Origin of the sequence: Bradyrhizobium sp. JR4.3 (assembly GCF_040547695.1) — a bacterium.
Lineage (GTDB): Bacteria > Pseudomonadota > Alphaproteobacteria > Rhizobiales > Xanthobacteraceae > Bradyrhizobium > Bradyrhizobium canariense.
The window spans coordinates 16,880-42,528 of the sequence record NZ_JBEPQF010000030.1; the positions used below are offsets into that span (position 1 = coordinate 16,880).

The 25,649-nt window shown below is 64.2% G+C and carries 22 protein-coding genes; 19 read left to right on the top strand and 3 right to left on the bottom strand.

The annotated features are described in order from the left end of the window. The first annotated feature begins 13 nt into the window (after positions 1-13). From ABIB91_RS32555 to ABIB91_RS32585, 7 genes are all read left to right on the top strand, one after another. The gene (locus tag ABIB91_RS32555; protein WP_354170603.1) at positions 14-808 is read left to right on the top strand and encodes a thymidylate synthase; all 795 of its coding nucleotides are present in this window, start codon (positions 14-16) and stop codon (positions 806-808) included. Positions 809-813: 5 nt separating this feature from the next. Next, entirely contained in the window at positions 814-1,299 is a 486-nt protein-coding gene (locus ABIB91_RS32560) for a GNAT family N-acetyltransferase (RefSeq protein WP_354170605.1), read from the top strand. Then, positions 1,299-1,808 (top strand): dihydrofolate reductase, encoded by a 510-nt coding sequence (locus ABIB91_RS32565; RefSeq protein WP_354170607.1) that lies wholly within the window; start codon positions 1,299-1,301, stop codon positions 1,806-1,808. Before ABIB91_RS32560 ends, ABIB91_RS32565 begins: the two co-directional genes overlap by 1 nt. A 153-nt stretch (positions 1,809-1,961) precedes the next feature. Further along, positions 1,962-3,098 (top strand): FtsH protease activity modulator HflK, encoded by a 1,137-nt coding sequence (gene hflK / locus ABIB91_RS32570; RefSeq protein WP_007600977.1) that lies wholly within the window; start codon positions 1,962-1,964, stop codon positions 3,096-3,098. Beyond that, positions 3,095-3,991 carry a protease modulator HflC gene (gene hflC, locus ABIB91_RS32575; protein ID WP_007600978.1) on the top strand — a complete coding sequence of 299 codons (897 nt, stop codon included), beginning with the start codon at positions 3,095-3,097 and terminating at the stop codon, positions 3,989-3,991. Before hflK ends, hflC begins: the two co-directional genes overlap by 4 nt. A gap of 83 nt (positions 3,992-4,074) precedes the next feature. Further along, positions 4,075-4,281, top strand: a complete 207-nt coding sequence (locus ABIB91_RS32580; RefSeq protein WP_007600979.1) for a DUF2065 domain-containing protein — start codon at positions 4,075-4,077, stop codon at positions 4,279-4,281. 144 nt (positions 4,282-4,425) lie between these two features. Further along, positions 4,426-5,922: a Do family serine endopeptidase gene (locus ABIB91_RS32585; RefSeq protein WP_007600980.1), complete on the top strand. Its 1,497-nt coding sequence runs from the start codon at positions 4,426-4,428 to the stop codon at positions 5,920-5,922. A gap of 139 nt (positions 5,923-6,061) precedes the next feature. On the opposite strand, the gene serB is transcribed toward ABIB91_RS32585, so the two are convergent. Next, on the bottom strand, positions 6,062-6,967 hold the full coding sequence (gene serB, locus ABIB91_RS32590; RefSeq protein ID WP_007600981.1) for a phosphoserine phosphatase SerB: 906 nt from the start codon (positions 6,965-6,967) through the stop codon (positions 6,062-6,064). Positions 6,968-6,978: 11 nt separating this feature from the next. On the opposite strand from serB, the gene miaA reads away from it, so the two are divergent. The 12 genes from miaA (at position 6,979) to ABIB91_RS32655 (ending at position 23,241) form a co-directional block, all read left to right on the top strand. Continuing rightward, the gene (gene miaA / locus ABIB91_RS32595; RefSeq protein ID WP_219683473.1) at positions 6,979-7,935 is read left to right on the top strand and encodes a tRNA (adenosine(37)-N6)-dimethylallyltransferase MiaA; all 957 of its coding nucleotides are present in this window, start codon (positions 6,979-6,981) and stop codon (positions 7,933-7,935) included. Between the two features lie 330 nt (positions 7,936-8,265). Beyond that, complete coding sequence (locus ABIB91_RS32600) at positions 8,266-10,041, top strand: acetolactate synthase 3 large subunit (protein WP_354170612.1); 1,776 nt, start codon at positions 8,266-8,268, stop codon at positions 10,039-10,041. A gap of 153 nt (positions 10,042-10,194) precedes the next feature. Then, on the top strand, positions 10,195-11,178 hold the full coding sequence (locus ABIB91_RS32605) for a threonine dehydratase (protein WP_354170614.1): 984 nt from the start codon (positions 10,195-10,197) through the stop codon (positions 11,176-11,178). Between the two features lie 23 nt (positions 11,179-11,201). Further along, positions 11,202-11,744, top strand: a complete 543-nt coding sequence (ilvN, locus tag ABIB91_RS32610) for an acetolactate synthase small subunit (RefSeq protein WP_354170616.1) — start codon at positions 11,202-11,204, stop codon at positions 11,742-11,744. 3 nt (positions 11,745-11,747) lie between these two features. Further along, positions 11,748-12,437 carry a class I SAM-dependent methyltransferase gene (locus ABIB91_RS32615; RefSeq protein ID WP_354170618.1) on the top strand — a complete coding sequence of 230 codons (690 nt, stop codon included), beginning with the start codon at positions 11,748-11,750 and terminating at the stop codon, positions 12,435-12,437. Between the two features lie 189 nt (positions 12,438-12,626). Then, positions 12,627-13,517, top strand: a complete 891-nt coding sequence (locus ABIB91_RS32620; protein ID WP_354170620.1) for an EamA family transporter — start codon at positions 12,627-12,629, stop codon at positions 13,515-13,517. Between the two features lie 7 nt (positions 13,518-13,524). Next, positions 13,525-14,127, top strand: a complete 603-nt coding sequence (locus ABIB91_RS32625; protein WP_354170623.1) for a LysE family translocator — start codon at positions 13,525-13,527, stop codon at positions 14,125-14,127. A gap of 147 nt (positions 14,128-14,274) precedes the next feature. Then, positions 14,275-15,294, top strand: a complete 1,020-nt coding sequence (gene ilvC / locus ABIB91_RS32630; protein WP_007600992.1) for a ketol-acid reductoisomerase — start codon at positions 14,275-14,277, stop codon at positions 15,292-15,294. A 351-nt stretch (positions 15,295-15,645) separates the two neighbouring features. Next, positions 15,646-19,029 carry a bifunctional diguanylate cyclase/phosphodiesterase gene (locus ABIB91_RS32635; RefSeq protein ID WP_354170625.1) on the top strand — a complete coding sequence of 1,128 codons (3,384 nt, stop codon included), beginning with the start codon at positions 15,646-15,648 and terminating at the stop codon, positions 19,027-19,029. Positions 19,030-19,080: 51 nt separating this feature from the next. Beyond that, on the top strand, positions 19,081-20,181 hold the full coding sequence (locus tag ABIB91_RS32640; RefSeq protein WP_354170627.1) for a DUF2336 domain-containing protein: 1,101 nt from the start codon (positions 19,081-19,083) through the stop codon (positions 20,179-20,181). A 58-nt stretch (positions 20,182-20,239) separates the two neighbouring features. Further along, a complete protein-coding gene (locus tag ABIB91_RS32645; protein WP_007600995.1) occupies positions 20,240-21,091 on the top strand; it encodes an SDR family oxidoreductase in 852 nt (283 codons plus the stop codon). A gap of 437 nt (positions 21,092-21,528) precedes the next feature. Further along, a complete protein-coding gene (locus ABIB91_RS32655; protein WP_219683477.1) occupies positions 21,529-23,241 on the top strand; it encodes a sulfatase-like hydrolase/transferase in 1,713 nt (570 codons plus the stop codon). A gap of 33 nt (positions 23,242-23,274) precedes the next feature. On the opposite strand, the gene ABIB91_RS32660 is transcribed toward ABIB91_RS32655, so the two are convergent. Together ABIB91_RS32660 and ABIB91_RS32665 are read right to left on the bottom strand one after the other, a co-directional pair. After that, positions 23,275-24,834, bottom strand: a complete 1,560-nt coding sequence (locus tag ABIB91_RS32660) for a glycine betaine ABC transporter substrate-binding protein (protein WP_354170630.1) — start codon at positions 24,832-24,834, stop codon at positions 23,275-23,277. Beyond that, on the bottom strand, positions 24,831-25,613 hold the full coding sequence (locus ABIB91_RS32665) for an ATP-binding cassette domain-containing protein (protein ID WP_354170632.1): 783 nt from the start codon (positions 25,611-25,613) through the stop codon (positions 24,831-24,833). Before ABIB91_RS32665 ends, ABIB91_RS32660 begins: the two co-directional genes overlap by 4 nt. Positions 25,614-25,649 lie beyond the last annotated feature (36 nt).

Consider the following 25,649-nt stretch of genomic DNA (forward strand, 5'->3'; position numbering starts at 1 on the left):
AAGGCTCACGCACATGCACCAGTATCAGGACCTGCTCGAGCGGATTCTTTCAGACGGCGCCGAAAAGACCGACCGGACCGGCACCGGCACGCTGTCGGTGTTCGGCCATCAGATGCGCTTCAACCTGTCTGCCGGTTTTCCGATGCTGACCACCAAGCGCCTGCCGCTGAAGGCGATCGTGCATGAGCTATTGTGGTTCCTGAAGGGCGATACCAACATCAAATATCTGCGCGACAACGGTGTCACCATCTGGGACGAGTGGGCCGACGCCAATGGCGATCTCGGCCCCGTCTACGGCCATCAGTGGCGCTCCTGGCCCGCGCCGGACGGACGCAGCATCGATCAGATCGCGAACGTGATCGACATGATCAAGCGCAATCCGGACTCGCGCCGCCTGATCGTCTCGGCCTGGAATCCGGCCGAGGTCGACAAGATGGCGCTGCCGCCGTGCCACTGCCTGTTCCAGTTCTACGTCGCCAACGGCAAGCTGTCGTGCCAGCTCTATCAGCGCTCGGCCGACGTGTTCCTCGGCGTGCCCTTCAACATCGCCTCCTATGCGCTGCTCACCCTGATGGTGGCGCAGGTCACGGGCCTGAAGGCCGGCGACTTCGTGCACTCATTCGGTGACACTCATCTCTATTCCAACCATCTGGAGCAGGCGAAGCTCCAGCTCACGCGCGCGCCGCGCGCGCTGCCGGTGATGCGGATCAATCCCGAGGTGAAGGATATCTTCTCCTTCCGTTACGAGGACTTTGAGCTCGTCGGCTACGACCCGCATCCGCACATCAAGGCCGCGGTCGCGGTCTGACGCCGATGTCGCTCAACATCCGCCCTGTGCGTCCCGGCGAAGCCGGGCTGGTTCTTGCTTTCATCCGCGAGCTCGCCGAGTACGAAAAGCTTTCGCACGAGGTCGAGGCGACCGAGGCTGACATCGCCGACGCACTGTTCGGGGAGCGACCGCAACTCCATTGCGCCCTCGCCGAGTGGAACGGCGAGCCGGTCGGCTTCGCGGTGTGGTTTGCGAATTTCTCGACGTTCAGCGGCCGGCACGGCATCTATCTCGAAGATTTGTATGTGCGGCCGTCGCATCGGGGCAGGGGCCTCGGAAAGGCTCTGCTCGTGCACCTTGCCAGGGAATGCGTCGAGAACGGCTGGTCGCGGCTGCAATGGGCGGTGCTCGACTGGAACGCGCCGTCGATCGCGTTCTACAAGTCGCTCGGTGCCGTCATGCTGGAGGACTGGACGCTGTGCCGCGTCACCGGTCCGGCGCTGACACGGCTTGCCGGGAGCGCGACCTGATGGAGATCGTCTTCGTCGTCGCCATCGCGGAGAACGGCGTCATCGGCGCCGGCAACGCGATGCCGTGGCGAATGAAATCCGACATGGCGCGCTTCAAGGCGCTCACGATCGGCAAGCCCGTGATCATGGGCCGCAGGACCTTCGAATCCCTGCCCCGGCCGCTTCCGGGCCGCACCAATATCGTCGTCACGCGCGATGCGGAGTATCGCGCCACCGGCGCCATCGTCACGACATCGACTGCCGAGGCAGACGCCATCGCGCGCGGCGATGCCCTGCGGCGTTCGGTCACCGAGATCGCCGTGATTGGCGGTGCCGAAATCTATCGGCAATGGCTCGATCGCGCCGATCGCCTCGAAATCACCGAAGTGCATGCCCGCCCCGAAGGCGACACGCATTTCGACATCGACAGGGCAGAGTGGGACGAGGTCGAGCGCATCCGTCATCCTGCCGGACCCCACGACAGCGCCGACTACTCCTATGTGACATATCGTCGGCGGGCGGGCCATTAACCGCATTTGCCAATGTTAACATTGACTTTTCTGCCCCCAAGCTTAGCTCGGAGGGCGGCGAGGGCTGCGTTGTAAGGGACCTGCCTGTCCCCTATAAAGCCGGACCGGACAAAGCGGGCGGGGGCAATTTCACCCTGCCGAGGAGAGCGTCGAATGCCGTGGAAGAATCAGGGCGGTGGCCCATGGGGCTCGGGTCCGAAGGGACCATGGGGCAACGGCCCGCAACCGGTCGGGCCAAGGCCGCCGGATCTGGAAGACCTTCTGCGGCGCGGCCAGGATCGCCTCCAGCAGATCATGCCGGGCGGCTATTTCTCCGGCATCGGCATCACGCTGATCGTGCTGCTCATCGTCGCGTTTTGGCTGCTGTCGGGCTTCTTCCGGGTGCAGTCCGAAGAGCTCGGCGTCGTGCTGCGCTTCGGCAAGCATGTCCGCACCGTGGAGCCCGGCCTGAACTATCACCTGCCGTATCCGATCGAGACCGTGCTGCTGCCAAAGGCATTGCGCGTTTCTACCATTTCCATCGGCATGACGCTGATCGACGATCCGGCGCGGCGCGGCCGTTCCATTCGTGACGTGCCGGAAGAGAGCCTGATGCTGACCGGCGACGAGAACATCGTCGACGTCGACTTCACCGTGCTCTGGCGCATCAAGCCCAATGGCGTCGGCGATTTCCTCTTCAACATCCAGAATCCCGAAGGCACCGTGAAGGCGGTCGCCGAGAGCGCGATGCGCGAGGTGATCGGCCGCTCGCAGATCCAGCCGATCCTGACCGGCGCGCGCAACGTCACCGAACAGGGCGTGCAGGAACTGATCCAGAAGACCCTGGACAGCTACGGCGCCGGCATTCAGATCAGCCAGGTGCAGATGCAGAAGGTCGACCCGCCGGCGCAGGTGATCGACGCCTTCCGCGACGTCCAGGCGGCGCGCGCCAACCTCGAGCAGCTGCAGAACGAGGCGCAGACCTACGCCAACCAGGTCGTGCCGCAGGCACGCGGACGTGCGGCGCAGATCATGCAGGCCGCCGAAGGCTACAGGGAGCAGACGGTCGCCGAGGCCAAGGGCCAGAGCTCGCGCTTCCTGAAGGTTTACGAGGAATACAAGAAGGCGCCCGACGTGACGCGTGAACGGATTTATCTGGAGACGATGGAGCGCGTGCTCGGCGGCTCGGAAAAGCTCATCTATGACGGCGGCCAGTCGGGCCAGGGCGTCGTGCCTTATCTGCCGCTCAGCGAATTGACGGCCAAGCGGCCGCCTGCAACCGGCCAGCAGACGACCGGAGGCAACCGATGAGATCTCCGGTCACAGGCATTGTCACGCTGCTCGGCCTCCTGCTCGTCGTGATCGTGGGCTACATGTCCCTGTTCACGGTGGCGCAGACCGAGCAGACCATCGTGCTGCAATTCGGCAAGCCCGTCGACGTCGTCACCGATCCCGGCCTGCACTTCAAGGCACCGTGGAATTCGGTGATCAACATCGACAAGCGCATCCTCGATCTGGAGAACCCGTCGCAGGAAGCGATCGCGTCCGACCAGAAGCGGCTCGTGGTCGACGCCTTCGCGCGTTACCGCATCAAGGACGCGCTCCGCTTCTATCAGAGCATCGGCTCGATCCAGGCCGCCAACATCCAGCTCACCACGCTCTTGAACGCGGCGCTGCGCCGCGTGCTCGGCGAGGTCACCTTCATCAACGTGGTCCGGGACGACCGCGAGAAGCTGATGCAGCGCATCCGCGATCAGCTCGATCATGAGGCCGACGGCTACGGCATCCAGGTCGTCGACGTCCGGATCCGCCGTGCGGATCTGCCCGAGCAGAACAGCCAGGCGGTCTATCAGCGCATGAAGACGGAACGCGAGCGCGAAGCCGCCGAGTTCCGCGCGCAGGGCGGCCAGAAGGCCCAAGAGATCCGCTCCAAGGCCGACCGCGAGGCGACCGTAATCGAGGCGGATGCGAGGTCGCTGGCCGAGCAGACGCGCGGCGTCGGCGATGCCGAGCGCAACCGTCTGTTCGCCGAAGCCTACGGCAAGGATGCGGATTTCTTCTCCTTCTACCGCTCGATGACGGCCTATGAGAACGGGCTGCGCGCGAACGACACCCGCTTCCTGCTGCGCCCGGACTCGGATTTCTTCCGGTTCTTTGGTAACCCGTCCGGCAAGACGGCGACCACGACGCCAGCGAAGCCGTAAGTGAGACAAGGGCGGCAAGTCGGGCCTCAGGTCTGGCCGCCCCTCGTCCAGACAAGAACAGCACAACGGGAGGTTCCAATCCGATGAGGTCCATTGCGTTCACCGACTTCCTCATCGGTTTGGGCATCCTGTTCGTGCTGGAAGGCTTGATGTTCGCGGCAAGCCCGGCCTGGATGCGCAAGGCCATGAAAAGCGCGATGGCCACACCGGACAATGTCCTGCGAGCGGTCGGCATTGGTTCGGCCGTGGCCGGCTTGGTCCTGATCTGGGTTATGCGACGGCCAATTTAGCCGTCGCACCAACGCCAAAGTGAAGGCGAGGGACCGGTTTTCGCCTTATTGTCCGGGTCTTGAGGCCCGTTAAGGTCCGCGCTTGCGCCGTCCCCCCGTTCGAGCGCAGTCTTGACGCCGAATCCTTGCTTCCTGGAGATCACAATGACCGCTGCCACCATTGCCCCGACCCGTTTGCGCTTAGGGCTGGCCGCGCTCGCCGTTGGCGCTTTCAGCGCATTCGGCACACCGGCCTCTGCGCGCGGACCGGACGGCATCGCCGACGTCGCCGAGAAGGTGATCGACGCGGTCGTCAACATCTCGACCTCGCAAACCGTCGAAGCCAAGGGCGGCGGCGGCAATGCCATGCCGCAACTGCCGCCCGGCTCGCCCTTCGAGGAGTTCTTCGACGACTTCTTCAAGAATCGCAAGGGTCCCGGCGGCGGCAGCAAGGGCGGAGAGAATAGCCCGGCGCCGCGCAAGACCAACTCGCTCGGAAGCGGCTTCATCATCGACACGTCAGGCGTCGTCGTCACCAACAACCACGTCATCGCGGACGCCGACGAGATCAACGTCATCCTCAACGACGGGACCAAGATCAAGGCCGACCTGGTCGGCGTCGACAAGAAGACCGACCTTGCCGTGCTGAAGTTCAAGCCGCCGAAGCCGCTGGTGTCGGTGAAGTTCGGCGATTCCGACAAGCTGCGCCTCGGCGACTGGGTCGTCGCGATCGGCAATCCTTTCAGCCTCGGCGGCACCGTGACGGCCGGTATTGTTTCGGCGAAGAACCGTGACATCTCGTCAGGTCCGTACGACAGCTACATTCAGACCGACGCCTCCATCAACCGCGGCAATTCCGGCGGTCCGCTGTTCAACCTCGATGGCGACGTCATCGGCGTCAACACATTGATCATCTCGCCCTCCGGCGGCTCGATCGGCATCGGCTTCGCCGTACCGTCGAAGACGGTCGCGGGTGTGGTCGACCAGCTCCGCCAGTTCGGCGAGTTGCGCCGCGGCTGGCTGGGCGTGCGCATCCAGAGCGTTACCGACGAGATCGCCGAGAGCCTCAACATCAAGCCGCCGCGCGGCGCGCTGGTTGCCGGCGTCGACGACAAGGGCCCGGCCAAGCCGGCCGGCATCGAGCCCGGCGACGTCGTCGTCAAGTTTGACGGCAAGGACGTCAAGGACCCGAAGGATCTGTCTCGCGTGGTCGCCGACACGGCGGTCGGCAAGGAGGTCGACGTCGTCATCATCCGCAAGAGTCAGGAGGAGACCAAGAAGGTCACGCTCGGCAGGTTGCAGGATCCCGACAAGGTGCAGGCCGCAGTGAAGACCGACGAGCCTCCGCCTGAAAAGACCGTGACGCAGAAGGCGCTCGGCCTCGATCTCGCGGCGCTGAGCAAGGACCTGCGTGCGCGCTACAAGATCAAGGACAGCGTCAAGGGTGTGGTCGTCACCAATGTCGACGCCAATTCGGACGCCGCCGAGAAGCGCCTCTCCGCCGGCGACGTCATCGTCGAGGTGGCGCAGGAGGGCGTCTCCAGCGGCGCCGACATCCAGAAGCGGGTCGACCAGCTCAAGAAGGACGGCAAGAAGTCGGTGCTGCTGCTGGTGTCGAACGCCGACGGCGAGCTGCGCTTCGTGGCGTTGAGCGTGCAGTAAGGGGCATGAGTCGCCACACATTCACTGTCATGCTCCGCGAAAGCGGGGCATCCAGTACGCCGCGGCCTTTCCGTATCCTCGCCCTGTCTCTGGAATACTGGATCACCCGCTTTCGCGGGTGATGACAGCGGAGAGGAGGCTACGCCTCCACGAACTCCTCGCGCCGATACCCCTGCGCATACAGCAGCGCGGTGAGATCGCCATGATCGATCCGGGCTGCCGCAGCCGCGGCCACCGCAGGCTTGGCATGATACGCCACGCCCAGCCCAGCCGCCTGGATCATCGCGAGATCATTGGCGCCGTCGCCGACCGCCAGCGAGTCGACGTCGTCGAGATCGAACGACTCCATCAGATCCACCAGCGTCGCGAGCTTTGCCGCGCGCCCCAAAATCGGCTCCTTCACCTCGCCGGTGAACTTGCCGTCGCGGACGACGAGCTCGTTGGCGCGGTTCTCCTGGAAACCGATCCTGGTGGCGACCGCACTGGTGAACAGTGTGAAGCCGCCGGAGACGAGACAGGCATAGGCGCCATGGGCGCGCATGGTCGCGACCAATTCGCGGCCACCCGGCGTCAGCGTAATGCGCTTGGCCAGCACCTCGTCGACGGCACTGGCGGGGAGGTCTTTGAGCAGCGCGACGCGCTCGCGCAGCGCCGGCTCGAACTCGACCTCGCCGCGCATCGCACGCTCGGTGATGGCTGCCACATGGGCCTTCACCCCGACGCAATCGGCGAGCTCGTCGATGCATTCCTGGCCGATCATGGTGGAATCCATGTCGGCGAGAAAAAGCTTCTTGCGCCGGAAGCCGACTGGTTGCACCACGATATCAATCGGTAGGTCGCCGCGAAGCTCGCGGAGCCGCTGTTCGATGGCGTGACGGTCGCCTTCGAGGTTACTGTCGGCGCCGAAGGGGATGTCGACTGCCACCCCGTCGAACAGCCAGTGCGCGGGAGCTGCCTGAGGCAGCACGGCGCGGGCTCCGTCGACGATGGTCGAGTCGAGCGCGGGGTTATTCGGGTTGCAGATCAGCGTGGCAACGAGGGACATTTGAGGTTTTCGTGAGCGAGGGGCAAGTCGGCAGAGGGCATGTTGGCAAGGCCGTGCTTATCGCAGGCCCGACCGCCAGCGGCAAGTCGGCGCTCGCGATCGAGCTTGCGCTCGCTGCGAACGGGGTCGTGATCAATGCCGATTCCATGCAGGTCTACCGCGACCTCCGCATCATCACCGCGCGCCCCACCCTTGGCGACGAGGCGCAGGTGCCTCATCGCCTGTACGGCCATGTCGATGCGGCCGTGAATTTTTCGGCCGGAGCCTGGGTGAGTGACGCGGCGAGGGCGCTTGAAGAGGCGCAAGCCGAAGGCCGCCTGCCGATCTTCATCGGCGGCACCGGGCTGTATTTCAAGGCGCTGACGGCGGGCCTTTCCGTGGTGCCGCCAATCCCCGCCGAGGTGCGCGAGGACGTCCGGGCGCGGCTGGAGCGGAACGGCGTTGAGGCGATGCACGCGGAACTCGCAGCCGCCGATCCCAGGGCGGCCGAGCGATTGAACCTGCGTGACCGCACGCGCATTGCGCGCGCGCTCGAAGTGGTCGAAGCCACCGGCCGTTCGCTGCTGGACTGGCACCATGAGGGGCAGCCGCCGCTCTTGCCCAAGGACAGTTTTCGCGCGGTGTTCCTCGCGCCCGAGCGCGACGACCTCTATGCGCGCATCGACGCCCGCTTTGATGTCATGTTGGAGGCCGGCGCGCTGGAGGAGGTCGAGCGTCTCGCCGCCCGAGACCTCGATCCGCTGCTGCCGGCGATGAAGGCTCACGGCGTGCCGGCCCTGGTCCGGCATCTGCGTGGTGAGCTCAGCCTGGAGCAGGCGGCCACCATCGGCCGCGCCGACACCCGCCACTACGCCAAGCGGCAGTTCACCTGGTTTCGGCACCAATTGCCCGAATTCGAGTGGGTGAAGCCGGAGGGGGTGCGGGGCTGGCTGGCGGCGGCGGTGAACGCGGCCCGGGACCCCGGTTGACACGCTTTTGTGCCTCGGTCGCCGAATTTACCTCTCGCCCAACCCCGGGAACGCCGCTACACTGCCAAAATCGCGCAGGAACGGCCGCATCGCCTTGACATCCGGGCTTTGGCCGCTATGTTTCGCGCAACCTTTGGGAAGCCGAGCCGCCGCCATGCGTAATATTATTACCAAACTCCTTATCGCCGTCGTACCCAGGCACACCGCCGGGGGTGGCTAGCTGCCATCCACATGACAGGCGGTGTGCATGGGCCCTCTTCGGGGCCTTTTTTATTTCCGAAAACCCGACACGAACGAAGCCGCTGACAACAGCGCATCCGGAGCAAACCAATGAGCGACAAGAGCCACGATCCGAACCAGATGACCGGCGCCGCAATGATCGTCCGCGCGCTCATCGATCATGGCGTGACCGACATTTTCGGCTATCCCGGCGGCGCGGTGCTTCCGATCTACGACGAGATCTTCCAGCAGAGCGAAGTCCAGCACATCCTGGTCCGCCACGAGCAGGGGGCGGGCCACGCCGCCGAGGGCTATGCGCGTTCGACCGGCAGGCCGGGCGTTGCACTGGTGACCTCCGGCCCCGGCGCCACCAACATGGTGACGCCGCTCACCGACGCGCTGATGGACTCGATCCCGCTGGTCTGCATCTCCGGCCAGGTGCCGACGCATCTGATCGGCAACGACGCGTTCCAGGAATGCGACACGGTCGGCATCACGCGCCCCTGCACCAAACACAACTGGCTGGTGCGCGACGTCAACGATCTCGCAAAGGTGCTGCACGAGGCGTTTTACGTTGCGACCACGGGTCGGCCGGGCCCGGTGCTCGTCGACGTGCCCAAGGACGTGCAGTTCGCGACCGGCACCTATCATCCGCCGCGCAAGTCCGACGTGCATCGCTCCTACGCGCCGCGCGTGAAGGGCGATGCGACGCAGATCCGCAAGGCCGTGGCGCTGCTCGCAGGCGCCAAGCGCCCCGTGATCTACAGCGGCGGCGGCGTGATCAATTCCGGTCCCGAGGCCACCAGGCTGCTGCGCGAGCTGGTCGAGGTCACCGGCTTTCCGATCACCTCCACGCTGATGGGCCTCGGCGCATATCCCGCGTCGGGCAAGAGCTGGCTCGGCATGCTCGGCATGCACGGTACCTACGAAGCCAACATGACCATGCATGATTGTGACGTCATGCTGTGCGTCGGTGCGCGCTTCGACGACCGCATCACCGGCCGCGTCGATGCGTTCTCGCCGGGCTCGAAGAAGATCCACATCGATATCGACCCGTCCTCGATCAACAAGAACATCCGCGTCGACGTGCCGATCATCGGCGACTGCGGCAACATCCTCGGCGACATTCTCCAGGTGTTCAAGGCGGAGGCGAAGAAGCCCGACATCAAGGCGTGGTGGCAGCAGATCGCGCAGTGGCGTGCCCGCAACTCGCTCTATTACAGGAAGAGCAACGACGTCATCCTGCCGCAACACGCGATCCAGAGCCTGTTCGAGGCGACGCGCGGCAGGGACACCTACATCACCACCGAGGTCGGCCAGCATCAGATGTGGGCCGCGCAGTTCTACGGCTTCGAGGAGCCGCATCGCTGGATGACCTCGGGTGGTCTCGGCACCATGGGTTACGGCCTGCCGGCCGCGGTCGGCGTGCAGGTTGCCCATCCCGACAGCCTCGTCATCGACATCGCGGGCGATGCCTCGGTGCAGATGACGATGCACGAGATGTCGACGGCGGTGCAGTACGAGCTGCCGATCAAGATCTTCATCCTGAACAACCAGTACATGGGCATGGTGCGGCAGTGGCAGCAGCTGCTCCATGGCAACCGCCTGTCGCATTCCTACTCGGAGGCGATGCCGGACTTCGTCAAGCTCGCGGAAGCCTATGGCGGCGTCGGCATCCAGGTGCACAAGCCGGGCGATCTCGACGGCGCCATCCAGGAAATGATCTCGGTCAAGCGTCCGGTGCTGTTCGACTGCCGCGTCGCGTCGCTGGAAAATTGTTTCCCGATGATCCCCTCCGGCAAGGCGCACAACGAGATGCTGTTGCCGGAGCAGGCGAACGACGAAGCCACCGCAAAGGCGTTCGCCGGCGGCAAGGCGCTGGTGTGAGCGTGATCGTCACAAATTCCGCTGTCATCGCCCGGCTTGACCGGGCGATCCAGTACGCCGCGGCCTCTCGATCGCTCTCGGGGCCTCTGGAATACTGGATCCCCGCCTTCGCGGGGATGACAGTCGCGAGAGATGGATTGATGAGAAGGTGAAATGTTCGACCTGAACGAGCTCGAACGCGCACATGCGATCGTGGGGCAGGCGGTGCCGGCAACGCCGGCGCACGCCTGGCCGCTGCTCGCCGAGCGGCTCGGCACGCAGGTCCTCGTCAAGCACGAGAATCACACGCCGACAGGCGCCTTCAAGGTGCGCGGCGGGTTGGTCTATCTCGATCGGCTGAAGCGCGAACGGCCGAACATTCCGGGCATCATCTCGGCGACGCGCGGCAATCATGGTCAGAGCCTCGCTTTTGCGGCGAGCCGCCATGGCGTGCCCGCCGTGATCTATGTGCCGCGCGGCAATTCGGTCGAGAAGAACCGCGCGATGAAGGCGTTTGGCGCAGAGCTTGTTGAACATGGCGAGGACTTTCAGGCCGCACGCGAGGAGGCCGGGCGCCACGCGCAGTTCGCCGGACTGCACATGGTGCCGTCGTTCCATACGGACCTGGTGCTGGGCGTGGCGACCTATGCGCTCGAAATGCTCCGGGCCGCGCCCGATCTCGACGTCCTCTATGTGCCGATCGGGCAGGGCTCGGGGATCTGCGGCTGCATCATGGCGCGCGATCTGCTCGGCCTGAAGACCGAGATCGTCGGCGTGCAGTCGACCGAGGCGCCGTCCTACGCGCTGTCGTTCGCGGCGGGCCACGTCGTGACGACCGAGACCAGCAACACGCTCGCGGACGGCATGGCGACGCGGATTCCCGATCCGGAAGCGCTCGCGGTCATCCTCAAGGGCGCCTCGCGTATCGTCCAGGTGACGGACGATGAGATCGCGCTCGCGATCCATGCGTTCTGGACCGACACGCACAATCTCGCCGAAGGCGCCGGCGCCGCCACGCTCGCCGCAGCGCTTCAGGACAAGTCAAGACTGTCGGGCAAGCGCGTCGGTCTCGTGCTGTCAGGCGGCAATATCGATTTCGATCTGTTCCGCGGTTGGGTCGGGACGGATGCGCCGATCGCTGATCGGGCAACGGCGTAAAGACGAGAATAGAGGGGACGACAATGAACCAGCCCGCATCCGCCTACTTCATCGAGGAGCGCCACGACCCGAACGAGACACACACGCTTTCGGTGCTCGTGCAGAACGAGCCCGGCGTGCTCGCGCGCGTCATCGGACTGTTCTCGGGGCGTGGCTACAACATCGAGAGCCTCACCGTCTCGGAGACCGAGAGCCAGAAGCATCTCTCGCGCATCACCATCGTCACCACGGGCACGCCGATGGTGATCGAGCAGATCAAGCATCAGCTTGACCGCATGATCCCGGTCTATCGCGTCGTCGATATGACGCTGACCAAGCGCTCGATCGAGCGCGAGCTGGCGATGGTGAAGGTGCGCGGAGAGGGCGAGCATCGCGTCGAGGCGCTGCGGCTGGCGGACGCGTTCCGCGCCCGCGTGATCGACGCCACCACCGAGAGCTTTGTGTTCGAGATCACAGGCAATACCGAGAAAATCAATCAGTTTATCGACCTGATGCGTCCGCTTGGCCTCGTCGAAGTGTCGCGCACCGGTGTTGCCGCGATTGGTCGCGGGCCTGAAGGAATGTGAGCCATGCTGGCGCGCGACTGGTATTATAACGAGCGGAACCGGATGGGGATCGGGCCTGCTGTGGCGTCGATCTACGACAGCCACGACGATGCCGATCTACGGGCGTGCGCGGCGCTGAAAATGCTCGGCGTCCAGCGCGGCTGGCGCATCGCCGATATCGGTTGCGGCAACGGCGTGCTCGCGACCGAGGCTGCGCTCATGGGCGCCGAGGTCGACGCCATCGACATCTCGCCCGCGATGCTGGCGCTCGCCGAGATCTACGCGCGCGACCGCAAGGCGCCCGTGCGCACGCAGTCCGCCGGCCTGCTCAGCTTCGCCTACCGGCCGGAATCCTATGACCTGATCGTCAGCGAGTTCACGCTGCACCATCTGCCGGATTTCTGGAAGGCGGTGGCGATGTCGCGGATCTATCGCGCGCTCAAGCCCGGTGCCACGTTCTATTTGCGCGACATCGTCTACGCCTCGATGCCCGACGCCTTGGAGCGCGACGTCGAGCAATGGGCCGACTTCGAGATCAAGAACCACGATGTGCCGCGTGAAAGCGTCGTCACCCACATGCGCGACGAGTATTCCACTTTTGGTTGGGTCATGGAGCGGATGCTGACCGACGTCGGCTTTACGCTGGTCTCGGCCGATTACCACGCCCCGATGCACGGCACTTATCTGCTGCGGAAACCCAATTCTTCCACGTAAAGGCCGGCAAGCAAGGCTAAAGCTGTGAGAGCAAACTGCAACTACGATGTAGCTGCGCTCCCTCCCCCGCTTGCGGGGGAGGGCTGGGGAGAGGGTGTCTCCGCAATCGAGAATCCCCAAGAGGAGAGAACCCTCACCCGCGCCTTCGGCGCGACCTCTCCCGCAAGCGGGAGAGGTTAGGAGTTTGGAATGAAGCCGGCCGACATCCTCATCGCCATCCTGGTGGCGGTCATCTGGGGGCTTGCCTTCGTGGCGAGCCGGATCGCGCTCGACGAATTTTCGCCGGAGCTCATGACGGCGATGCGCTTCACCATTGCCGCGGTCCCGTGCCTGTTCATTCGCAAGCCGAAAGTCGCCTGGTCGCTCCTGATCGCGATCAGCTTTACGCTCTTTCTCGGCCAGTTTCTGAGCCAGGCCTATGGCATCGCCCATGGCGTGCCAGTCGGATTGACTTCCGTCGTCGTGCAGAGCCAGGCGCTGTTCACGATCGGCTTTGCCGCGATCGCATTCGGCGAGCGGCCGACGCCGGTTCAGACGCTGGGCATCGTCATCGCAGCAATCGGCCTTTTGATGATCTGCGGCACGGTCGGCTATGATTTCAGCGTCGGTGCCTTCGCGGTGCTGATGATCGCGCCGGTCAGCTTTGCGGTCGGCAATATCCTGCTGCGCGGCGCCCGCGGCGTGCCGATGTTCGATCTGTTCGCCTGGTTGTGCCTTGCCACCGCGGTGCCGCTGTTCGCGCTCACGCTGGTCGTCAATGGACCGACGCCGACCTGGCAGTCGCTGATCCACATGTCGCTCACCGGCCTCATTTGCATGCTGTTGATCGGCGGCATCTCCACCAGTATCGCCTATTGGCTGTGGGGCCGGCTGCTGCGTGACTATCCCACCGCGCAAGTGGTGCCGTTCGCGCTGCTAGTGCCGTTCGTCGGCTCGGCCGCGTCCAGCATCATGTTCGGCGAGCGCTTCGGTCCGCTGCGCCTTGCCGGCATGCTCACGGTGATCGGCGGTATCGCTGTGATGGTGCTGGCGAAGCGCCCCGAGGCGGTCTCCAAAGAACCACAGCCGAGGGCCGCGTGAGGTGAGCATGTCCCAGTCGCTGCTGTATGCCTTCCTCGCCTTCATGGCCGTGATGTATTTCACGCCTGGGCCGAACAACATCATGTTGCTGTCCTCGGGGCTGACTTATGGCTTCCGTCGCACGATTCCCCACATCGCCGGCGTCGTCATCGGCTTCGCCTTCATGATTGCAGCGGTCGGCTTCGGGCTCGGCACAGTGTTCCTGGCTTATCCGATCCTGCAGACCATTCTAAAATATGCCGGTGCCGCCTACCTGGTCTACCTCTCCGCCGTGATCGCTTTATCGGGTCCGGCGAAGCCGGGCGAGGGAGACGGCCGGGGTCCGATGACCTTCCTGGGCGCCGCCATGTTCCAATGGATCAACGCAAAAGGCTGGGTGATCGTGATCGGCACCATCACCGCCTATGCGGCTATCGCCCAATTCCCGCTCAACATCGCGATCCAGACCTTGATCAGCCTGCTCGTGGGCACGGTCTCGACGGTAGCCTGGGTCTTCTTCGGCACTGCACTACGGCCGGTCCTGACCTCCGTGCGGCTGGTCCGCGCCTTCAACATCCTGATGGCCATCCTGCTGCTGGCGTCCCTCTATCCCGTGGTCATGGATGCATGATGCCCCGACTTTCCATGCAGAAACGGGTTTCCCAGGGGGCCGAAAATGCTCTAGACAGCCCCCGAAATCCGCAAATTTCACCGTCCGAGACCTGACTGACAAGACCTGACCAACGGCCGATTTCGGCCCCTGAACGAGGAAACGACCATGCGTGTTTATTACGATCGCGACGCCGACCTGAACCTGATCAAGGGCAAGAAGGTCGTCATCGTCGGCTATGGCAGCCAGGGCCACGCCCATGCGCTGAACCTGAAGGATTCCGGCGTCAAGGACGTGGCGATTGCGCTCCGCAAGGGTTCGGCCTCGGCCAAGAAGGCGGAAGCTGCCGGCTTCAAGGTGATGGAAGTCGCCGAGGCCGCCAAATGGGCCGACCTCGTCATGATGCTGACCCCGGACGAGCTCCAGGGCGACATTTACCGCGAGCACCTGCATGACAACATGAAGAAGGGCGCCGCCCTCGTCTTCGCGCACGGTCTCAACGTTCACTTCAACCTGCTCGATCCGCGCGCCGATCTCGACGTTCTCATGATCGCGCCGAAGGGCCCCGGCCACACCGTGCGCTCGGAGTATCAGCGCGGCGGCGGCGTGCCCTGCCTGATCGCGATCGCCAAGGACGTCTCGGGTAACGCCCACGACCTCGGCCTGTCCTACGCCTCCGCCGTCGGCGGCGGCCGTGCCGGCATCATCGAGACCACCTTCAAGGAAGAGTGCGAGACCGACCTGTTCGGCGAACAGGTGGTGCTCTGCGGCGGCCTGGTCGAGCTGATCAAGGGCGGTTACGAAACGCTGGTCGAAGCCGGCTACGCCCCGGAGATGGCCTATTTCGAGTGCCTGCACGAAGTGAAGCTGATCGTCGACCTGATCTATGAAGGCGGCATCGCCAACATGAACTACTCGATCTCCAACACCGCGGAGTACGGCGAGTACGTCACCGGTCCGCGCATTGTCACCGACGAGACCAAGAAGGAGATGAAGCGGGTTCTGAACGACATCCAGTCCGGCAAGTTCGCCCGCGACTGGATGCTCGAGAACAAGGTCAACCAGACCTCGTTCAAGGCGACCCGCGCCAAGCTCGCCGAACACCCGATCGAGGAAGTCGGCGCCAAGCTGCGCGACATGATGCCCTGGATCAAGAAGGGCGCTCTGGTCGACAAGAGCAAGAACTAACGGCAACGACGTGGTTACCGGGGGCGCGACGGAGCGCCCCCGGGCCTCCGTCCATCTTCGCCGGTTTCCCGCGCTTGCGCGGACGCCGGCCTTGGAATGACGTGGCGAGACGCCGTCCCGCCTCCGCGCGATCTCGCTAATGATCTTAGCTCACCGCGCACGCGAGGCGCCCTGCTGAAACCGGTTTTACACGGTAGTATGGTGCGTTTTTCTAAGCTTTTTCGAACATTGCGACACAGTTACTGCCGTAGTTCCGTACGATTACGGAGTGAATTAGCGATAGGCAACTCAACCAAATCTTAGTGCGACCGGGCGATGGTGGAAGCTGATCGCTCGAACCACAGAAATGTAATGCTGAGAGCTTGGCGAAGGCTGGCCGGGTCGCCGGGATCGTCCGTCACGATCCTGGGGCTGCTGTTTTCTTTCGTTGTCGTCACCCTGTTTCTGGTTGATCTGGCTGCTCGCTATCGAGAAGCGGTCGCCTCTGCGAAAACCGATGCTCTCAATCTTTCGGCCATCCTGGCCGAGCATGCCGCAGTGATGTTCGAAGACATCGATCGTGTCCTGCTCGAGGCGCAGGCAATCCGCAACGATTCCTTGTCCGGAAAATACGCCGACGCCGGCGCGGCCAACACCGCGCTCCGTCAACTGGTCAAGAGCTCGTCGATCCTGGTCGCGGTTGGTTGGACCGACGCATCCGGAGCCGTCGTTGCGCACTCCTACGACCGTGCGCCGCCGCGCGGCAACATCTCCGAAATGCCGCACTTCATCGCGCAACGCGATGGCGCTGGCACCGAGTTGTTCGTTGCGCCGCCCTATCGGTCGGCAGGCGGTGATAAATGGTTCAGTGCGGCGTCGCGCCGGTTGAACAATTCGGATGGGAGCTTTGCGGGCGTCGTGACCGCGCCATTGGATCAATCCTATCTGTTGAAGATCTATCGCAAGATCAATCTGGGCCCGGGCGGCTCCGTCGTGTTGATCCATCGCAACGGACGGATCCTGGCGCGCGTGCCGGAACAGAAAGATGTGCTGGGCATGTCTGTTGCTGGCGGCCCGATGTTTACCCAGTATCTGCCAGTCTCGGAAGCGGGCTCATACGAACTGACGAGTCCCGTCGACGGCATCAACCGCATTGCGGCCTACAAGGCCGTATCCGGGCTGCCGCTGGTTCTGGTCGTGACCTATTCGCGTGATTACGTGCTGCAGCCGTGGTATCGGCATCTCTACACCTTCGGCCCGCCGGCTGCCGCGATCGTCACCATCATCCTGATCGGAACCTTGCTGCTGCGACGGCAAACAAACGCACTCGCGGCCGCGAGTTCCCGTTTCGACGCGGCATTGAGCAACATGCCGCATGGGCTCAGCATGTTCGACGCCGATGAGAAGCTGCTGATCGCCAACAGCCGCTATCGTGAGATGTATGATCTCACTGAGGCGCAGGTCGAACCTGGAACGCCGCTCGGCAGCATCGTCGGCCACTACAAGAGCGCCGGGGGTGATCTCGACGTCAAGGAATTCCTCGACGGCGCAAGACACCGGACTCCGAAGATCGTCATGCTCGCCGATGGCCGGATCATCTCGATCGTGCGTACGCCGATGCAGGATGGTGGCTGGGTCGCGACCCATGAGGACATCACCGAGAAGCGGCGCGACGAGACCTTGCTGGCGGAAAATGCTGCCGAGCTAAAACGCATCAACACGCGTTTCGACGTCGCCATCAGCAACATGTCCCAAGGGCTCTGCCTGTTCGATGCAGACAAAAACCTCGTGGTATCGAATAGTCGCTATCAGCAGATGTACGGTCTGCCCGACGAACTCGTCAGGCCCGGTACGCCCCTGCAACTCATATTGCAGCACTACGTGGATCGCGGCGAATCCAGTCCGCTCAGCGTCGACCAGCATGTCCGGCTGATGCCGACCCAGCGCCAGCAGGACTACGAGCTGAGAGACCACCGGCAGATACTGATCCAGCGCAAGCCGTTGCCGGATGGCGGCTGGGTCGCGACGCACGAAGACGTCACCGAGCAAAAGAGCGCCGAGAGAATGTTGGCGCAGAAGGCCGCTGAACTCGAGGCGATCAACATGCGCTTTGATGCCGCCCTCAACAACATGGCTCAGGGGCTTTGCATGTTCGATGCGGAGCAGAGGATCGTGGTGTCGAACGCGCGCTATTGCGACATTTACCATATTGACCCCGATCGGATAAGGCGCGGAACCACACTGGCGCAAATTCTCGAATATCGCCGCGAGCAAGGCACGCATTTCGTCGATGTCGCGCCGGAGGTCTATCTCGATCAGAACGTCAAGCAGCTCAGTGAGACGCGGGAGCTTGCGGACGGACGGGTGATCGCGATTGCTCGCCACATGATGCAGTACGGCGGTTGGCTCACGACCCACGAGGACATCACCGATCGGGCGAGAAACGAGAAGCGGATCGCATATCTGGCCCAGCACGATCTGCTCACCGGCTTGGCGAACCGCGCCGTGTTTGCGGAAAAGCTCGATGAAGCGGCAAGGCGGTCGCAGCGTCGTGGCACGACGTTTACCGTGCTGATGCTCGATCTCGACAGGTTCAAGCTCGTCAACGATACGCTCGGTCACGCCGCAGGCGATCAGCTGCTGATCGAGGTCGCGCAGCGACTGAGCTCATCACTGCGAGATACCGATGTGCTGGCCCGCCTCGGTGGCGACGAATTTGCGATCATCCAGGAGAACGAAAGCGATCAGAGAGAAGGTGCCATCGCGCTGGCGCTGAAGATCATTCGTCTGGTCGAGCAACCGTTCGATCTTGGCAGCAACCGTGTCAGCGTCGGTACCAGCATTGGCATCGCGTTCGCGCCCGAGCACGGCATCGACGCGGAGATATTACTACAGAAGGCGGACGTCGCGCTCTACGCGACGAAATCCTCAGGCCGGAATGATTTCCGAATCTTCCAGCCGGAAATGACCGTGGCTGCCGACACACAGAAGTCGATGGAGGGCGAGTTGCGGGAGGCGATGGCCCGCGACGAGTTCGAGCTGCACTACCAGCCGGTGATCGAGGCCGGAACGCGCGCGCTGACCGGGCTGGAATGCTTCGTGCGATGGCACCATCCATCGAGGGGCGTGCTGGCGCCTTCGCAGTTCCTCGATGTCGCCGAGCAGGCTGGATTGATGCTGCCGCTCGGTGAATGGATCTTGCAACAGGCCTGCCTGGACGCGGCCGCGTGGCCGGCGCACATCAGAGTCGCCGTCAACATGGGTGCCGCCCAGTTCCACAGGAGTAATGTGCTCGACGTCGTGCTGTGCGCGCTGGTTGAATCGGGATTATCGCCCGAACGCCTCGAACTCGAAATTCCCGACGCTGCGCTCTTGGGCGGGAATCCTGCGGCTCACTTGCTTGCGGTCCGACAACTGAAGAACCTCGGTGTCGGCGTCGTCCTCGACAATTCCGGGCTAGGCTATTCCGCGGCCAGCTACCTCCAGAGTTTCCCATTCGACAAGTTCAAGATCGACCGGGCGATCGTGCAGGGCTGCACGACGCGAAGGGATTGCGCCGCGGTCGTCGCCTCCGCTGTGGCATTGGGGCGCGGTCTTGATGTCACGACGGTGGCCAAGGGCGTCGAGACCCCAGCGCAGTTGGACGCCCTCCTTGCGGCAGGAGTGGACTACGTACAGGGCTATCTGATCGGACGGCCCGTGCCGAATTCCGAAATCTGTTTCGATTCACCGTTACAGGCGCGAAACGTCGCGTGATCCCATGACCTCCGTCGAAATACATGCAACTCAACCGCCAGGACACGAGAGATGACTCTGGAGAACGGTCTGATCGACCGGCTCGAGATCGCACTGGCGAGCCGGGAGCTGTCGAAGCGCGCCGAACTCCTGCGCCAGGTCGCCGATCTCTTCGTGGTCGGCTCAGGCAAGTTCACCGACGAGCAGATCGACCTGTTCGACGAGGTGATGAGCGCGCTCCTCAAGAATATCGAATGCGCCGCGCGAGCGGCGTTCGGGAGCCGGCTTTCAGGATTGCCCGATGCGCCGCGTCGGACGATCCGCTTGCTGGCCTTTGACGACGCGCCCGAGGTGGCGGCGCCGGTCCTGGAGCACTCACCACAGCTCGACGAGGCGAGCTTGGCGGAGAATGCGCGGACCAAGAGCCAGGATCATCTGCTGGCTATCGCCGGCCGCAGCCTGTTGACGGAACCCGTCACCGATGCCCTCCTCGAGCGCGGCAACAACGATGTCGCCATGCGGACCGCCGGCAACGACGGCGCCAGCTTCTCGACTAACGGAATGTCCAAGCTCCTCAGCCGGGCGCGGGACAACGGCGCGCTCGCGATGTGCATCTGGGCTCGGCCCGATATTCCTCGTGAGACCATGTTGAAGTTGTTCGTCCATGCATCTGAGATGGTGAGATCCAAGCTGGAGGCAGCCGATCCCCGCCAGGCAGCTCTGACCCGGCGTGCAATTGCGGAGGGCTCCGATGAGCTGCAAGCGATGGCGCGGGCAGGCTCCAGCGAGCACGCCCGGGCGTTGGCCGAGGTGACGTCCCTGTATTCGAGTGGGCAACTGGACGAGGCACGCGTACTCGGCTTCATCGGCGAGCGAAGCTTGGACAAGACGGCCGTCGCGCTATCGCTCATGAGCGACCTGCCGATCGGAGCGATTGAGCGTGCGGTGGTCCGTTCGCAGCCCGAGCAGATTCTCATCCTCGCGAAGGCGATCGGTCTGTCCTGGGACACGACGAAGGCAATCCTGACGCTTTACCCCGGTGAGGCTCACGAGAGCCGAGAGCGATTGGAGCAGTGCTTCGCGAGCTTCCTTCGGTTGAGTCCAAATACGGCGAAGGCTGCACTCCAGTTCTACAGGCTCCGTGAGCGTGCCGGCCCGGGTCCTGTCCACTAACGGCATTGCGCCCCAGCACCTTTCCCCTGCATGATGCGGGAGCTCTTGGGGGAAGACCATGCGATCCGTCGTCATCACCGGCGCGTCCACCGGCATCGGCTGGGCCATTGCGAAATTTCTGGTCGGGCGCGGCTATCGTGTTTTCGGTAGTGTCCGCAAGCAGGCCGATGCGGATCGGCTCATGGGTGAATTCGGTGCTAACTTCACGCCGCTGCTGTTCGACGTCACCGACGAGGCGGCGGTCCTCGCCGCTGCGCGAAAAGTCCGCGAGGCTCTGGGCGGTGAGACGCTGGCCGGTCTCGTCAACAACGCCGGCGTCGCGGTGGCGGGGCCAGTGCTCGAATTGTCGGTCGACGACTTCCGCCGGCAGATGGAGATCAACGTCATTGGCCCGGTCATCGCGACGCAGGCCTTTGGGCCGCTGCTCGGCGCCGATCCGTCGCTGAAGGGGCCGAAAGGACGGATCGTGATGATCAGCTCGGTCGCGGGCAAGAACGGCAATCCGTTGTCGGCGCCTTACAGTACCTCCAAGCACGCCATCGAAGGCCTGTCGGAGAGCTTGCGCCGCGAGTTGATGCTGTTCGGCATCGACGTCATCATCGTCGCCCCCGGCGCGGTGAAGACGCCGATCTGGAGTAAGGCCGAGCAGATCGATCTCTCAGTCTACCAGAACTCGCCTTATCTGCCGGCGCTGAACAAGGTCAGGGCGTTCATGATGAAGCTCGGCGAGACCGGGCTGCCGGCCGAGCGGATCGCCGAGGTCGTTTTCGAGGCGCTCACCGCCGAGAGGCCCAAGGTTCGCTACCAGATCACGCCGGACCGGATGCGACATTTGATGACGGCCACGCTGCCCAAACGTGTGGTCGACCGCATCATCGCCAAGCGGCTCGGGCTGCTGCCGCAGGGCTGACCGACGTTCAGCCCGCCTCTGCCGCACGTCGGGCCGCGGTTTCGCCGGGGGGCACCATTCCGGCACTTCCCCAACCGCGACGCATCCATGTCAGCGGCGGCCGAGGAGGCGCAGCCGCGCTTTCGGGCCGAGATCGAGGTGGCGCTGGAACAGGCACCCGCCGCCGACCCGGAGGAGGCGAGATCGAGCGGATGGCGGAGAGGGTCATCGACCTCTTCATCGCGGGCATCGCCAAAGCTTAAGCGTGGCTGGCCCATGCGGCCCATTCGCCCATCGCTAACATTAAGCGAAGGTCGGACCGCGACACGCGTTGCTTGTCCGTGACCGTTCAATTACAGTTTTATGACACGGTGCAGGCCTTCCGGCTGCGCCGAACGCCGCAGGCCCGGTCAGCCGGCTCGGCATCACCGTGCCGGACCAGCAGTTGCGTGTCGTCAATGGCGTCCGCGCCCAATCCAGGTCCTTCTGCCACGACCGCCGTATTGGCGAGCGTCGCCGCGCTCGGCATCTGGCGGCTGCTCGCGGTTGCGGCGCCGCATCTCGCCGCGCTCGTCCTGATGTACGAGACCGAGACGGATTTCGGTGCACGGCTCTCCTTCGTGCTGGCCTGGGGCATCCTCAACTTCTTCTGGATCATGCTGCTGCGGCGTCCGGCGCTCTCGGGTGCGCTGTCGCTGACCATGGTCGTGGTGCTGGTGCTGCTGTCACGGCTGAAGCACGACGTCGTGCAGATGACGGTCAACTTCATCGACCTGATGATGATCGACCGCGACACGGTCGCGTTCCTGTTCACGATCTTCCCGAATTTGCGCTGGTCGGTGATCGGGGCCGGCCTCGTCACGCTGCCGCTGATGTATGCGCTGTGGTGGCTCGACCCATTCCGCATCCGCAGGCTGCCGGCGCTCGCCTGCAAGCTCGCCTGCCTCGCCGCGCTGGTCGGCTATTCGCTCTATCATCCGGACGAGGCCTGGCGCGGCTATTACGACGACGGCTATCTCTCGAAGTTCTTCCGCTCCGGCGTCAGCGCGGTCTCCGACTTCGCGCAATACGGCTTTATGGAGTCGGCCGCTTCGACCAACGAACGGCTCAACATGCCGCTGGTCGATGCCTGCCATCCCGCCGGCCGGCGGCCGAACATCATCATGGTCCATGATGAATCGAGCTTCGACATCCGCGCCGCGCAGGGCATCAAGGTGCCGGCTGGCTACGGCAGCCATTTCAAATCCTGGGACGGCAAGGAGCGCACCTTTCTGGCCGAGAGCAATGGCGGGCCGAGCTGGTTCACCGAATACAATGTGCTCGCGGGGTTGTCGTCGCGTTCGTTCGGCCGCTTCGCCTATTTCGTGACGCGCATCGCGACAGGCCGTGTCGAGCGCGGCCTGCCGCTGGCGCTGCGCCGCTGCGGCTACGATACGATGTCGCTCTACCCCGCCTATGGCGGCTTCATGGCCGCGCGCAGTTTTCAGATGACGACCGGCGTCGAACGCTTCCTCGACTCCAAGGATCTCGGCGCCAAGGATGTCGAGCCGGATAGCTTCTTCTACGACAAGGCGCTCCGGCTGATGGGCGAGCGGACGCCGAACAAGCCGCTGTTTACCTTCATTTACCTCGGCGCCAATCATTTCCCCTGGGAGACGCGCTTCCGCCCGGATCTGCTGCCGAACTGGCGCGCACCGGGCAATGTGCCGTCCATCGACGAATATCTGCGCCGGCAGGCGATGAGCGCCGAGCAGTACAAGGCCTTCCTCGCGGGCTTGAAGAAGAATTTTCCCGGCGAGCCTTTCCTGATCGTGCGCTATGGCGATCATCAGCCCGAGTTTGCGCCTGCTATCCTCGAGCCCGGGCTCGACGAGGGTGCAATCGGCAAAAAGCTCGACGCCTACGACCCCCGCCTCTACGCGACCTACTACGCGATCGACGCCGTCAATTTCGACCCGGTGAAGAGCGAGGCCGTGATGGACACGGTCGATGGTCCGTATCTGCCGCTGGTCATCCAGGAAGCCGCCGGCATCCCGCTCGATCCGTCCTTCGCCGAGCAGAAGGAGATCATGCTCCGCTGCAAGGGCATCTTCTACGGCTGCAAGGACGGTGCCGAAGCGAGCCGGCTGAACCGGCTGCTGATCGATGCGGGGATGATCCGCGGGTTGTAGCGTCCTCCAACGTCGTCGAATGAATGGCGCGGCTTACCGCCCACCCACCTTCTCCCACAGCCATTTGGCCACCGCATCCGGGGACGAATTCGCGTCATTTCCGGCGGCGCGTAAATTGGCTTCGCGCATGGTCGCGATGTCGATCTTGCCGAGCAGCGGCTTCAGCGCAGCCTGCAGCCGCTCGTCCCCGGCGCGCTTCGGGGCCAGCAGCAGGATGGCATCGTAGGGCGGGATCGCGTGCCTGGGATCGTCGAGAGCAACGAGATCGTATTTTGCGATCAGCCCGTCGCTGGTGTAGCCCGCGATGACATCGACTTCGCCGCTGGCGACCGCCGCATACATGAAGTCCGGCTGCATCTGGCGCTGGGCGCGGAACGAGAGGCCATAGGCCTTTTGCAGCGCCGCCCATTCGGATCGCGAGAAGAACTCATAGTCGCCGGCGATCGACAGGGTCGAAGCATGCGCGGCGAGATCGGCGATGGTGCGGATGCCAAGCGCCTCCGCCCGCTTCTTCGGGATCACCAGCGCATAGGCATTCTCGAAACCGAGCTCGCCGAGTAGCGTGATGTTCTCCTTCGCAAGCGTCGTCTGCAGCTCCGCCAACAGCTCCGCGCGCGGCTTGATGTCCGTGCGGTGAAGCTGATTGGCCCAGAGCGTGCCGGAATAATCGACATAGAGATCGATATCACCGGCCTTCAATGCCTCGAAGATCACGCTCGAGCCGAGACCGGATCGTGCGACGGCGGAAAGACCGACCGCCTGCAGCCGGTCCCGCATCAACGCCGACAGCACGTACTGCTCGGCGAACGTCTTGGCGCCCACGACATAGCTTTGCGACGAGCGCCCCATCGTCGGCACCAATGTTGCGGCGACCAGTGCCGCGATCCCGGCCGCGCCAAGCGCGGTACGCACGCGGCTGCGCCGGCGCAGGCCGCTCTCGATCAGGCCGAGCAGTTGATCGACGGCGAGCGCCAGCAGGGCCGAGGCAAAGCAGCCGAACAGCACGAACACCCAGTTCTGGGTCTGGAGCCCGGCAAAGATATAATTGCCGAGGCTGGTCTGCCCGATCGGGGTCGACAGCGTCGCGGTGCCGATCACCCACACTGCGGCGGTACGGATGCCAGCCATCATCACGGGGAGGGCCAGCGGCAGTTCGACCATCACGAGCGACTGCCGTGCGGTCATTCCGACGCCTTTGGCAGCCTCGATCAGCGCGGGATCGATGCCGTTGAGGCCGGTGATGCCATTGCGCAGCACCGGCAGCATCGAATAGAGCGCCAGCGCCAGCACCGCCGGCAGGAAGCCGAAGGCGGAGAAGGAGACGCCGAACCAGGCCAGCGTCACGGAGGCCGCGAGCAGCAGCAGCGGATAGAACAGCGCGAGCAGCGCCAACCCCGGCACGGTCTGCACGATGCTGGCGAGCGCGAGCAGGACGGCGCGCGGCGTGGGGCGGTTGCGCGTCAGGATCGCCAGCGGCAGGCTGACGATCAGGCCGAGCGCAAGCGCGGCGAGACTCACCCGCACGTGGTTGCCGAGATAGTCGGGCAAATGCGCCAGCGCCTCGCCCCAGCGCGGATCGGTGAAAAGGCTCATGCCGCCCCGCTCTGCGGCAGCAGCGCGTTCAGCCGTTCCACCTGCCGTCGCGGCGTCCGCAACAGCTCCAGCACGTAGGCGTCGCTGCTTTTCGAGAGCTCCACTGGCGTGCCCTGCGCCAGCAGCTTCCCGCCGCGCATCACCGCGATGCGGTCGGCCAGCAAAATCGCTTCCGTCATGTCGTGGGTGATCATCACGGTGGTCAGGCCGAGCTTGCGGTGCAGCTCGCGAAAATCGTCGCCGAGCGCATCGCGGGTGAGGGGGTCGAGCGCGCCGAATGGCTCGTCCATCAGCACGATCCGGGGCCGTGCCGCGAGCGCCCGCGCCACGCCGACACGCTGGCGCTGGCCGCCCGAGAGCGCATCCGGCAGCCGCTCGCGGTGCGCGGCCCGGTCGAGCTGCACGAGCTCGAGCAACTCATCGACTCGCGTCGCGATATCCGCTGCCGGGACGCCGAGCAGTTTCGGCGTGATCCCGATATTGTCGGCGACGCTCAGATGCGGGAACAGCCCGCCGCTCTGGAAGACATAGCCGATGCGGCGCCGCAGCGCGACCGGATCGACCGATTGGACGTCGTCGCCCTCGACCGTGATCGTGCCGTCATCCGCCTCGATCAGGCGGTTGGCCAGCCGCAGCAGCGTCGTCTTGCCCGACCCCGAGCCGCCCACGACGGCCACAAACTCGCCTTCGGCAACGTCGAGTGACACATCGTCCACGGCCTTGAGCGCGCCGAAGCTCTTGGTGACATGGGCATAGCCGATCATCGGCCTGGACGGCATCGGGCGGGCCTCACTGCGCTGACCCGCCCCAAGGAT